This is a genomic window from Streptomyces jumonjinensis (assembly GCF_009600885.1).
Lineage (GTDB): Bacteria > Actinomycetota > Actinomycetes > Streptomycetales > Streptomycetaceae > Streptomyces > Streptomyces jumonjinensis.
Genome location: NZ_VCLA01000019.1, coordinates 1 through 11,375 on the forward strand (window position 1 = coordinate 1; position 11,375 = coordinate 11,375).

Genomic DNA, 11,375 nt, shown 5'->3' on the forward strand with positions numbered 1-11,375 from the left:
CCTCCGTATCACCCGCGGCAGCCGTGCGGGCCCCCGTGGACCCGCCGCTTCCGTCCGTCGTCGCTGTCATGGCTTCCCCTTACCGTGCAGTGGTGCGCAGAGCTCTGCTGTACTGGGGTACGCGTCGGCCGGCTCCCGGTCACCCGGTCACCGGCCGGCGACAGCGATTCATATGGAGGAAGCGAACGGCGTCATCGCCGGTGCGTGCGTCACCTCTCCTGCCGTGATCGTCCTGCCGGCCGTGTTCATCTCCGTGTCACTCCCCGATCGGATCGCCGGTCGGCTCCCGGCACAGCCCGTCCGCACCACCGCACGGAGGGTCACTTCTTGCGCACGACCACGAAATCCGCCAGCGCCACGAGCTGCGCCCGGACCAGGTCCGGCATCTCGATGCCGTCCAGGGCCTCGATGGCCACGGCATGCTGGCGACGGGCCTCCTGAGAGGTCCACTCCCGGCCGCCCGCCTCCTCGATCAGGGCCGCGCGGACGGCGAACTCCTCTTCCGAGAAGCTGGCGAACTCAGTGCTCTTGGCGTCGGCCGCGAGCAGCTCCCCCAGCTGTCGGGAGGCCGCTCCGCCCTCGGCGAGGGCGGCCACGACCGGCAGCGACTTCTTGCGCTGACGCAGATCGCTCCAGGTCTGTTTGCCGGTGGCGACCGGGTCGCCCCAGATGCCGAGCAGATCGTCGACCGCCTGGAAGGCGAGACCGAGGTGGTAGCCGTACGCCTCCAGGGTGTCGGCCGTACGGTCGTCGGCGCCGCCGAGCACCGCGCCGATGGAGACGGCGCAGGCCAGCAGCGCGCCGGTCTTGTTGCCCTCCATCTCCAGGCACTCCTCGACGGTGACCCGCTCGCGGTGCTCGAAGGAGATGTCCTGGGCCTGGCCGTCGATGAGCCCGCGCGTCGCGGCGGTCAGTCTGCGGGTGGCCCGCCCCGCCTCCACGGTGCCGAGCTCCAGCAGCAGCTCATTGGCGAGGGCGAAGAGAGCGTCCCCCACCAGGATCGCCTGGGCGGGGCCGTGCACCTTCCAGACGGTGTCGCGGTGGCGTCGCTGCTCGTCGCCGTCCATCAGATCGTCGTGCAGCAGCGAGAAGTTGTGCACCAGCTCCACCGCGACCGCGCCGGGGACGCCGACCTCGGGGCGGGCCCCCACGACCTCCGCGGACAGCAGGGCGAGCGCGGGGCGGACGGCCTTGCCGCCGTCGCCGTCGGCGGGCCGCCCCTGGGCGTCGATCCAGCCGAAGTGGTAGGCGGCGACGGTGTCCATGGGTGCTGCGAGCCGATCGACGGCGGCGCGCAGCACCGGTGTCGACAGGGCCCGTCCGCGCTCCAGCAGCGCGGCGATGTCCACGCCCGCTGTGGTGTCGACAGCCGGGTTCGCCGAAGGCACAGTCGGCACGGTCTCTCCTCTTGTTCCGGTACTCAGGCTCACGCCGCCTCCTTGAGCGGATGTGCGTGGGGGCGGCCGAGAGCACGGAGTGCGGCGCCCGCGGCGGTGAATCCGCTGCGTACGGCGCCTTCCATGGTCGCGGGCCAGCCGGTGGCGGTCCACGCGCCCGCAAGGTACAGCCCGGGCGCCCGGGTGTGCGCACCGGGGCGCAGTCGGCCGACGCCGGGAGCGGGCGCGAAGGTCGCGGTGCGCTCCCGGGTGACGAAGAAATCGACGACCCGGGCGTCCCGCGCGGGCGGCAGCAGCCGCTCCAGCTCGGGCAGATACCGCGCCCGCAGCTCGGCCACGGGCGCGTCGATCTCATGCTGGGCCGCGGACTGGGACAGCGCCAGATACTGGCCGTCCTTCAGCCCGGACGCCTCCGTGCGGTCGAACACCCACTGGACGGGGCTGCCGAGCGCCGTGAAGAAGGGGCGGCGCAGCACCGTGCGGTCGTAGCGGACATGGATGTTCAGAATGGGCGCGGTGCCGATGTCGAGCAGCCGGTCGGGGTCGGCGAGGGAGCCCTCCGGGAGCAGGGCGTGGGCCTCGCGCTGGGCGACGGCGAGGACGACGGTGTCGGCGTCCAGGGTGTCGGCGTCCGTCTCGACGCTCCAGCGGTCCCCGTCCGCGCGACTGACGCCGCGGACCCGGGCGGAGGTCCGGACGCGTACCCCGGCGGCGTCCAGGGCTTCCCGGGCGAGGGTGTCGTGGAGCTCGCCGAGAGGCACCCGGGCCCAGCCGATGTCGGCGGCGCCGGGCTCGGAGAGCAGCCCGGTCTTGAAGACCATGGCGGCCAGCCCCATCGAGGCGTTCTCGGCGGTCGCGTTCAGGGTCGCCACGCCGACGAGGTCCCACAGGGCCTCGATGGTGCGGGCGGACTGGCCGTGGCGGCCGAGCCAGGTGGCGAAGTCGATGCCGTCGAGCGCCGGGTCGGCGGGGTCGAGCCTGCCGAGCGCGAGAGCGGCCCGGCCGACGCTCGCGCGCTCGGCGAGGGAGAGATGCGGATAGGTGGCGAGGCTGGCGGCGAGGTGCAGCGGCACGGGCAGCGCGGTACGGCGCAGCCGTCCCAGCCGTGCTCCGCGCGCCCGGCCGGGGTCGAGGACGGGGACGTCCAACCGCTCCTGGACGGGAGCGAGATGGGCGCCGCCGATCCGCTCCAGGAACCAGCGGTAGGCGGTGCAGCAGCGCAGATACACATGCTGGCCGTTGTCGACGGTGAGATCGCCGCGCTGGAAGGAGAAGGCGAGGCCGCCGAGGCGGGGCCGGCCCTCCAGCAGGGTGACGCCCACGCCCGCCTCGGCGAGCTGAAGGGCGGTGGTGACCCCGGCGAGACCGCCGCCGATCACCACGGCGTGCCGGGACCGGATGCCGTCGTCCGTCATGCGATCTCCCCTCGGGCCGTGGTGACGCGGTACGCGCGGGGCGATCCCGCTCGCGGAGTCCTGTCCGTCCGGTGCGCCCCGGGAGTCCTGTCCATCCGGTGCGCCGGGGGCTGGTGGAGGCCGTCGCCGGTTGCACGGATCGGGGCCCTCCGGTGGTTCACCGGGGTACGCGCATCCGCCGGACGGCCGTCATGGTCCGGCCATCCGGCCGCGTACGGGCCCGGTCCGGCCGGGTGGCCGGGGAGCCGGGCGGCGGCGCCCGGCGGTGCGCCGCGCTGTCCGCCGTGTCCGCCGTGTCCACCGTGGACGCCGTGGACGCCGTGGACGCCGTGGACGCGCCAGGCGACGGCCCGGGGCCGCTCCCCCGTACCCGCCCGGGCCGGGCGCCTGAGTGCGTACGGTCCGGGCGAGGCCGCGCGCGACGGGACGACGGGCCCGGGCCGGCGGGCCCCGCTCGTCGTCCGGGCCGCCTGAAGACCGCATCCGCTCAGCGGCCGAACCGCCTCAGAGCCGTACCCGCTCAGCGCCCGAGCCGCCTCAGAGCCGTATCCGCTCGTCGTCCGGCGCATCACACCCGCCCCCTGAGGCTCTGTCTGCCGATATGCCGGGTGTCCAGACCCGACAGACCGCGGACCGCGACATAGGCCTTCTCATGGCCGGGCAGCGACACCCGGCCCCGCAGCACCGCCTCCGGGTCGCGTTCGATCCGGTCGAGCAGCCTGCGATAGATCCCGGCCATGGCCGCGACGCACGCCCCGCTCCGCCGGTCGAGCATGGGCAGCAGCCGGTAGCCCTCCGCGAAGAGGGCGCGGGCACGCCGCACTTCGAAGTGGATCAGGCCGGTGAAGTCGGAGCCCGGCGGCGGGGTCACGGTGTGAAAGCCCGCGGAGCAGCCGAATTTGGCCAGATCGTCGGAGGGCAGATAGGTGCGCCCGTTGCCCGCGTCCTCGCGGACGTCCCGGAGGATGTTGGTGAGTTGGAGGGCGAGCCCCAGGGTGTCGGCGTACTCACCGGCGCGCTCGGTGCCGCGCGCCCCCCGCTGGGTGCCGAAGACGCCGAGCGAGAGCCGTCCGATGGCCCCGGCGACACACCGGCAGTACGCCTTGAGGTCGTCCCAGGTCTCATAGGTCTCGCCGCGTACGTCCATGAGCACGCCGTCGATCAGCTCGTCGAGTCCGCCGAGCGGAATCGGGAAGCGCCGCGCCGTGTCCGCGAGGGCGACGGCGACCGGATCGGTGTCGTCCTCGGCCACGGCACCCCGGCGGACGCGCTCCAGCAGCCGCCGGGTGGCCTCCAGCCGCTCCCGCTTGGCGTCCGGCGCGAGATCGCCGTCGCCGATGTCGTCCACCCGCCGCGAAAGCGCGTACAGAGCGGACATCGCCTGCCGCTTGTCGGGCGGCAGCAGCCTGATGCCGTACGCGAAATTACGCGCCTGCTGTCCGGTGACGGCTTCGCAGTAGCTGTACGCGGCCTGCACCGGCGCCGGCATAGGGCCCGGTTGCTCCATGGTCCGGCTCACCTCTCTCTACGCGCATCTCGCAGGACGGCTCCCACTTCACGGATCAGCCGTGCTCTGGCGGGTCTGGGCGGACCGGGCAGCACATCGTGCCCGGCTGCCGCGATCGCCGCGAGGGCGGCACGGCCCCCGCCGACGAATCCGGCGAGCAGCAGCCGCAGTCTGCCGTGGACGCTGCTCACCAGCGGTGCGCCCTCGTCCAGGAGACGACGGGCACGGTCCGCCTGATAGGCAACGAGGGCGCGGACGGAGGCGTTCCCGTTCGGGGCAGCGAGATCGGTCTCATCGACATGGAAGCGCCGCAGGTCCTCGGCGGGCAGATAGATCCGGTCGGCGGCGAGGTCCTCGGACACGTCCTGGAGGTGCTCGATGATCTGGAGCGCGGTGCAGATCGCGTCGGAGCGGCGCAGCCGCTCGGGGGTCAGGGTCCCGGTGACCTGGAGGACCAGGTTGCCGACCGGGTTGGCGGACAGCTCGCAGTAGGCCACGAGTTCGTCGTAGCTCTCATAGCGCCGCACCGACTGGTCCCGGCGGTTCGCCTCGATCAGCCCCAGGAAGGGGTCGATGGTGAGGGAGCGGGCGCGCACGGTCGGCTGGAGCGCGCGCAGCAGCGGGTGGCGGGGGCCGTCCTCGCCGCTCCCGGCGGGGGCGAAGACCCGCCGCAGATCGGCCTCGAAGGCGTCGAGGAGCAGCAGCCGGTCGTCGGCGTCGCACCCGGCGGAGCCGACGCCCAGCAGCCGGGCGTCGGCTCCGCCGGGTGCGAGATCGCCGTCGCCGATGTCGTCCACGAGCCGTGCGTAGCCGTAGAGGGCCATGAGGTCGTCGCGCCAGGCGCGCGGCAGGAAGAAGGGGGCCACGGGAAAGTTCTCGGCTGCGGCCTTGTCGAGGGTGCCGCGCGTGTCGGGGATGCCGCGCGCGTCGAGGGCGCCTCGCGTGTCAGGAATGCCTCGCGTGTCGGGGCCCGCCGGGGTCTCCGTGCGCGTGGACGGGGTTCCGGTCATACGCAGCTGCCAGGTGCAGGGACGGCGAAAGCCTCGCGGGGCTGGAGATTTTTGATCATTGCCGTCATATCTCCCGTTCTACACTGCTGACCCAATACAGCCCATTTCGGACACGCCGCCGGTCGTACCGACTGCATGGCGTCCATACGCCGGGCCGGTCCCCTGGGACGTATCGCCGCACTTGCCGCGATTCGGTACCGCTCCAGCTTACGTTGCGCGATTCCAGGCACTGTGCCCGGGCATCGCGGTCCTCGCTTGTACGCCGCACGTGCGGCCAACCTTCCCTCAGGGCCCCGGTCTTGGCCTGAGCCAGGACGTTCCGGGGCCGGGTCCACGCGGTCGCGGGGGCGGTATGCCGCCGTCGTGTGACAGGACGCGGTAAGGCCCCCGCCCGGATGTCTCAGCGGGGGCCTTGACGAGGACCGGGCCGCGCTCCGGTCTCCTGGCTGTCGCGCCGGCGGCTACTTGCCGGTTTCCTTCTCGTACTCCTTGAGCACCTCTTCGGTGGGGCCGTCCATCAGGAGCTCGCCCTTCTCCAGCCAGAGCACCCGGTCGCAGGTGTCCCTGATCGACTTGTTGCGGTGACTGACCAGGAAGACGGTGCCCGCCTCCTTGCGCAGCTCCCGGATACGGCGCTCGGAGCGGATCTGGAACTTGCGGTCGCCGGTGGCCAGCGCCTCGTCGATCATCAGCACGTCATGGTTCTTGGCCGCGGCGATGGAGAACCGCAGCCGCGCGCCCATGCCCGAGGAGTAGGTGCGCATCGGCAGGGTGATGAAGTCGCCCTTCTCGTTGATCCCGGAGAAGTCGACGATGGACTGATAGCGGTCGCGGATCTGCTCGCGCGACATGCCCATGGCCAGCCCGCCGAGAATGACATTGCGCTCACCGGTCAGATCGCCCATCAGCGCGGCGTTGACGCCCAGCAGCGAGGGCTGGCCCTCGGTGTAGACATGGCCGCGCTCGGTGGGCAGCAGTCCGGCTATGGCGCGCAGCAGCGTCGACTTGCCGGAGCCGTTGGTGCCGATCAGCCCGATGGCCTCGCCCCGGTAGGCGGTGAAGGAGACGCCGCGCACGGCGTGCACCTCGCGCACGCCCCGCTGCTGCTTGTCCTTCTTGCCGCGCAGGATCCGGCTCAGCGCGGCGGTGGCGCTGCCTCTGCCGCCGCCGGCGCCGTGCACCCGGTAGACGATGTGCACATCGTCCGCGATGACGGTGGGGACTCGTTCAGTGTTGTTGTCAGCCACGGCCGTACCGTTCTTCAGCCTTCCAGAAGTACACGAAACCGAAGACGCCGAGCAGCAGCGCCCAGCCCACCGCCAGCGCCCAGACATGCTCCGGCAGATTCGAGGAGCTGTAGCCGTCGATCATCGCGAAACGGATCAGGTCCATATAGACGGCGGCGGGGTTGTACTGGAGCACATCGGCGATCCAGGACGGTTTGTCCTTGAGCATGATCGGGATGGAGAACATCACACCGGACGCGTACATCCAGGTCCGCATGACGAAGGGCATCAGCTGGGCGAGGTCGGGCGTCTTGCTGCCCATCCTCGCCATGATCAGCGCCAGCCCGGTGTTGAAGACGAACTGGAGCGCCAGCGCCGGGATGACCAGCAGCCAGGAGAGCGAGGGATAGCTGCCGAAGCCCACCACGATCAGCACCAGGACGACCATCGAGAACAGCAGCTGCTGGAGCTGCTGGAGCGCGAAGGAGATGGGGAGGGACGCCCGCGGGAAGTGCAGCGCCCGCACCAGCCCCAGATTGCCCGAGATCGCCCGGACGCCGGCCATCACCGAGCTCTGGGTGAAGGTGAAGACGAAGACACCCGTCACCAGGAAGGGCACGAAGACATCGTCCGGGATGCCCTTCTTCGTCCCCAGCATCAGTCCGAAGATCAGGTAGTAGACCAGCGCGTTGAGCAGCGGGGTGACCACCTGCCACAGCTGGCCGAGCTTGGCCTTGCTGTACTGGGCCGTCAGCTTGGCCTGCGAGAAGGCCAGAATGAAGTGGCGCCGGCCCCAGAGCTGACGCATGTAGTCGATCAGTCCCGGCCGGGCGCCGCTGACCGACAGTCCGTACTTGGCGGCGAGCTGCGACGGGGACAGAGCGTCGTCGGCCGATGGCCGTGCGGTCATCGCGACCGCACCGTCATGGGTTGTGTCACTCACAAGAGGAAACTTTCGTCTTCGAGATGCGCGGCAGTGGGGGCGCGGCTCCGGTCGTCGGCGGACGTCCGGAGTGCGCCCGGAGCTCTGGGACCCAAGCTTGTCAGATCACGGGAGGGCGGCCCAGTCGGGTGAGCCGCCACACAGTACGCCACTTCATGGGCCGGCGGGGGCCGCACGGGCTCCGCCACCCCTCCCGGAATCCGCCCAGCCAGGCCCTCAGCGCGGACGCCGGGGGACGGCGGACGAGGGTCAGCACCGTCCAGACGCCCAGATAGAGCGGAACCAGCGGCGCGGGCAGATTGCGGCGGGCCAGCCAGACCCGGTTGCGGGCGACCATCCGGTGGTAGACCGCGTGCCGGGAGGGCGCCGTCGTGGGGTGGAACAGCACCAGGTCCGAGCGGTAGTCGATCATCCAGCCCGCGTCCAGCGCCCGCCAGGCGAGATCGGTCTCCTCGTGGGCGTAGAAGAACTCGCCCGGCAGCGGACCGACCTCGGAGATCACCCTGGTCCGTACGGCGCTGGCGCCGCCGAGGAAGGTGGTCACCCGCGATGAGCGCATCGGGTCGGAGGCGCGCAGCCGGGGGACATGGCGGCGCTGGGTGCGGCCGGTGTCCGGGTCGGCGATCCGGAAGGAGAGGATGCCGAGCTCCGGATCGTCCGCGAACGCCCGGCGCACCAGCTCGGCGGTGCCGGGGTCGGGCAGCCGTCCGTCGTCGTCCAGGAAGAGCAGGGCGTCCACCCCGGAGCCCGCGGGCCCGAATGCCTCGATGCCCGCGTTGCGCCCGCCGGGGATGCCCAGATTCTCGGGCAGCTCGACGGTGCGCACCCCTTCGGGCACTCCGGTGACCGGGGTGCCGTTGCCGACGACGACCACGTCGACCCGGTCGCCGTCCTGCCCGGTCACCGAGTCCAGCAGGGCGCGCAGATCATCGGGGCGGTCGCCCATGGTGATGATCACCGCGCCCAGCGTGACTCCGGCTGTCACTTGAGCCTGCTGGAGGCCAGGATCGACACCAGGTGCAGCAGGGTCTGGACGACGGCGATGCCGGCGAGCACCGCGATGCCGAGCCGGGTGAAGAACAGATCGCCCTGGACCAGGTCGAGGACGGCCATCGCCAGGATGAAGAGGCTGGCCTCGATGCCGCCGACGAGCCGGTGGAACTTGAGCGCGGCGGCGGCGCGGCGGGCGAGCGCCAGACCGGAGGAGCGGGGCACGGACGCCTCGTCCTTGACGGCGGGCAGTCCGCTGCGCTGGCGGGCGACGTCGACCAGATCGGTCTCGGCCTTGATCAGAATCGCGCCGAGGGCGGCGATGGTCCCGAGGAAGGCCCACAGCCACTCGGGACGCCCGTCGCCGAAGGCGTCCGCGCCCCGGACGCCGAAGCCGATCAGGAGGGCCGCCTCGCAGAGATAGTGGCCGACCCGGTCGAGATAGACCCCGGTGATGGAGGTCTGGCCGCGCCAGCGGGCGACCTCGCCGTCCACGCAGTCCAGCAGCAGATAGATCTGGAACAGCACCGCCGCGAGGATCGCACCGGTCAGCCCGGGGATCAGCAGGGCCGCGCCGCCGATTATGCCCACCACGATCATGAGGTAGGTCAGCTGGTTCGGCGTGATTCTGGTGTTCACCAGGTACGGGTCGACATGCAGCGAGATCTCGCGCATGTACAGGCGCCCGGCCCAGTGCTCACCGCTGCGCCGGTCCTTCACTCCCTCCGGGTGAACGACCGGGCGGAGCTCAGCTACGGATGGTCTTGGCATAGTCGGCGTACGCGTCCCTGATCTGGTCGGTGGTGAGGTCGAGGTGCTCAAGGATGGTGAAACGGCCCGGCCGGGTCTGCGGCGCGTACTCCACGGCCTTGACGAACTCGTCGGTGGAGAAACCGATTTCGGCGGGCAGCACGGGCAGCTGGTGTCGGCGCAGCACATCGGCGAAGAGCCCCGCCTGCTCGGGGGCTCCGCGCAGATGCATCGCGAAGGCCGCGCCCATGCCGACCTGTTCGCCGTGGCTGGCGGCGCGCTGCGGATACAGCAGGTCGAAGGCGTGGCTGATCTCATGGCAGGCGCCGGAGGACGGGCGGGTGTCCCCGCTGATCGACATGGCGATGCCGGTGAGGACCAGGGCCTCGGCGAGCACGATGAGGAACTCGTCGTCGCCGATCCCGGCGGGGTGGCGCAGCACGGACTCCCCCGCCGTACGCGCCATGGCGGCGGCGAGTCCGTCGACGGGCTCGCCGTTGACCTGGTGGGAGAGCTCCCAGTCGGCGATCGCGGAGAGATTGGAGACGGTGTCGCCGATGCCGGAGCGGATGAAGCGGGCCGGGGCGTCGCGGATCACATCGAGGTCGATGACCATGGCGATGGGCGAGGGGACGCCGTAGGAGCCCCGGCCGTTGTCGTTGTCGAGCGTGGCGACCGGGGAGCAGATGCCGTCGTGCGCCAGATTGGTGGCGACCGAGACCATCGGCAGGCCGACGCGGGCCGCCGCGTACTTCGTGACATCGATGATCTTGCCGCCGCCGAGGCCGACCACGGCGTCGTAGCGCTGGCCCCGGATGGCGTCGGCGAGCCGGACGGCGGAGTCGATGGTGCCGTCCGCGACCTCGAACCAGTCCGCGCCGGGCAGCAGCGGCGAGAGCTTCTCGCGCAGCGCCCGGCCCGAGCCGCCGCTGATCGCGACGGCCAGCTTGCCGGAGGCGGAGACCCGCTGGTCGGCCAGGAGGCCGGCCAGATCGTCCAGCGCTCCCGACCGGATGTCGACGACGACCGGCGACGGGATCAGCCGGGTCAGTACTGGCACGCGATCTCACGGCCCTTCGCGAGGTCGTCGTGATTGTCGATCTCCACCCAGCTGACGTCCCCGATGGGGGCCACGTCCACGGTGAAGCCCCGGTCGACCAGCTCCTGGTAGCCGTCCTCGTAGTAGAGGTCGGGGTCGCGCTCGAAGGTGGCCTTCAGCGCGTCCGCCAGCGGGACGGCGGCCTCGGGCTCGATCAGGGTGACGCCGATGTACTCGCCGGTCGCGGTGGCCGGGTCCATCAGCTTGGTGATCCGGCGCACTCCGCGGCCGTCCTCGGTGATCACCTTCATCTCCTCGTCGGCGAGGTGCTTCACCGCGTCGAGAGCGAGGATGATCTTCCGGCCCTCGCCCCGGGCGGCCAGCAGCGTGCGCTCGACGGAGACGGGGTGGACGGTGTCGCCGTTGGCGAGGATGACGCCCTGCTTCAGCACCTCACGGGCGCACCACAGGGAGTAGGCGTTGTTCCACTCCTCGGCCTTGTCGTTCTCGACCAGGGTGAGCTTGAGGCCGTAGCGGGCCTCAAGATCGGCCTGGCGCTCGTAGACGGCCTCCTTGCGGTAGCCGACGACGACGGCGGCCTCGGTGAGTCCGATCTCGGCGAAGTTGGCGAGGGTGAGATCGAGGACGGTCTTGGCAGTGCCGTCCTGCTCGGGGCCTACCGGCACGAGGGCCTTCGGCAGCGTGTCGGTGTAGGGGCGAAGACGCCGTCCGGCACCGGCGGCCAGTACGAGGCCGATCATGCGGTTTCTCCTTCGTCGTGTACGGCGGGCGCCCCGGAGGACACCCAGAAGCGGACGCTCTCCACCAGCACCACGAGGGCGATGACCGCGGCCAGGGCCGTCAGCGCGATCGGGAAGCCGGCGGCGGGGAGCAGGGCGGCCAGCAGCGCGACGGCCAGGATCCGGCCCTCGTGTCCGCCGATCGCCCGCACCAGCCAGTGCGGGGGCGCGCCCGTGCCGCCCCGGATGCGGTAGACCGTGTCGTAGTGATGGTAGGCGACCGCGGACACCAGGCCGAAGGCCGCGGGCAGCGCCCCGGGTACGTCCGCGCGGGCGGCGAGCGCCAGGATCGCGCTGT

The 11,375-nt window shown here is 71.5% G+C and carries 11 protein-coding genes; all 11 read right to left on the minus strand.

All coding sequences use genetic code 11. From position 1 onward, the window contains the following. Positions 1-320: 320 nt before the first annotated feature. On the minus strand, positions 321-1,388 hold the full coding sequence (locus FF041_RS02310) for a polyprenyl synthetase family protein (protein ID WP_407698096.1): 1,068 nt from the start codon (positions 1,386-1,388) through the stop codon (positions 321-323). 38 nt (positions 1,389-1,426) lie between these two features. Beyond that, the gene (gene hpnE, locus FF041_RS02315; RefSeq protein WP_153520797.1) at positions 1,427-2,812 is read right to left on the minus strand and encodes a hydroxysqualene dehydroxylase HpnE; all 1,386 of its coding nucleotides are present in this window, start codon (positions 2,810-2,812) and stop codon (positions 1,427-1,429) included. A gap of 568 nt (positions 2,813-3,380) precedes the next feature. After that, positions 3,381-4,301, minus strand: coding sequence for a presqualene diphosphate synthase HpnD (gene hpnD, locus FF041_RS02320; protein ID WP_407698095.1), 921 nt, complete (start codon positions 4,299-4,301; stop codon positions 3,381-3,383). Between the two features lie 26 nt (positions 4,302-4,327). Then, on the minus strand, positions 4,328-5,329 hold the full coding sequence (gene hpnC, locus FF041_RS02325) for a squalene synthase HpnC (RefSeq protein ID WP_153520799.1): 1,002 nt from the start codon (positions 5,327-5,329) through the stop codon (positions 4,328-4,330). A 461-nt stretch (positions 5,330-5,790) separates the two neighbouring features. Next, complete coding sequence (locus FF041_RS02330) at positions 5,791-6,576, minus strand: ABC transporter ATP-binding protein (protein ID WP_323371392.1); 786 nt, start codon at positions 6,574-6,576, stop codon at positions 5,791-5,793. Continuing rightward, entirely contained in the window at positions 6,569-7,498 is a 930-nt protein-coding gene (locus tag FF041_RS02335) for an ABC transporter permease (RefSeq protein ID WP_323391006.1), read from the minus strand. Before FF041_RS02335 ends, FF041_RS02330 begins: the two co-directional genes overlap by 8 nt. A gap of 100 nt (positions 7,499-7,598) precedes the next feature. Continuing rightward, the gene (locus FF041_RS02340; protein ID WP_153520803.1) at positions 7,599-8,444 is read right to left on the minus strand and encodes a glycosyltransferase family 2 protein; all 846 of its coding nucleotides are present in this window, start codon (positions 8,442-8,444) and stop codon (positions 7,599-7,601) included. 35 nt (positions 8,445-8,479) lie between these two features. Then, positions 8,480-9,259 (minus strand): CDP-alcohol phosphatidyltransferase family protein, encoded by a 780-nt coding sequence (locus FF041_RS02345; protein ID WP_153482393.1) that lies wholly within the window; start codon positions 9,257-9,259, stop codon positions 8,480-8,482. Continuing rightward, a complete protein-coding gene (locus FF041_RS02350; RefSeq protein WP_323371389.1) occupies positions 9,237-10,298 on the minus strand; it encodes an iron-containing alcohol dehydrogenase family protein in 1,062 nt (353 codons plus the stop codon). Before FF041_RS02350 ends, FF041_RS02345 begins: the two co-directional genes overlap by 23 nt. Then, positions 10,286-11,038: a phosphocholine cytidylyltransferase family protein gene (locus FF041_RS02355; protein WP_153520800.1), complete on the minus strand. Its 753-nt coding sequence runs from the start codon at positions 11,036-11,038 to the stop codon at positions 10,286-10,288. Before FF041_RS02355 ends, FF041_RS02350 begins: the two co-directional genes overlap by 13 nt. Continuing rightward, positions 11,035-11,375 (minus strand): DUF5941 domain-containing protein (locus FF041_RS02360; protein WP_228387990.1); only part of this gene is annotated, 341 nt, incomplete at its 5' end. The genes FF041_RS02355 and FF041_RS02360, both read right to left, overlap by 4 nt.

What these genes read in the sequence shown, in the direction of transcription:
- hpnE (WP_153520797.1), bottom strand. Translation starts at nt 2,812, where the DNA reads ATGACGGACGACGGCATCCGGTCCCGGCACGCCGTGGTGATCGGCGGC.
- FF041_RS02345 (WP_153482393.1), bottom strand. Translation starts at nt 9,259, where the DNA reads ATGCCAAGACCATCCGTAGCTGAGCTCCGCCCGGTCGTTCACCCGGAG.
- FF041_RS02355 (WP_153520800.1), bottom strand. Translation starts at nt 11,038, where the DNA reads ATGATCGGCCTCGTACTGGCCGCCGGTGCCGGACGGCGTCTTCGCCCC.
- hpnC (WP_153520799.1), bottom strand. Translation starts at nt 5,329, where the DNA reads ATGACCGGAACCCCGTCCACGCGCACGGAGACCCCGGCGGGCCCCGAC.
- FF041_RS02340 (WP_153520803.1), bottom strand. Translation starts at nt 8,444, where the DNA reads ATGGGCGACCGCCCCGATGATCTGCGCGCCCTGCTGGACTCGGTGACC.
- hpnD (WP_407698095.1), bottom strand. Translation starts at nt 4,301, where the DNA reads ATGCCGGCGCCGGTGCAGGCCGCGTACAGCTACTGCGAAGCCGTCACC.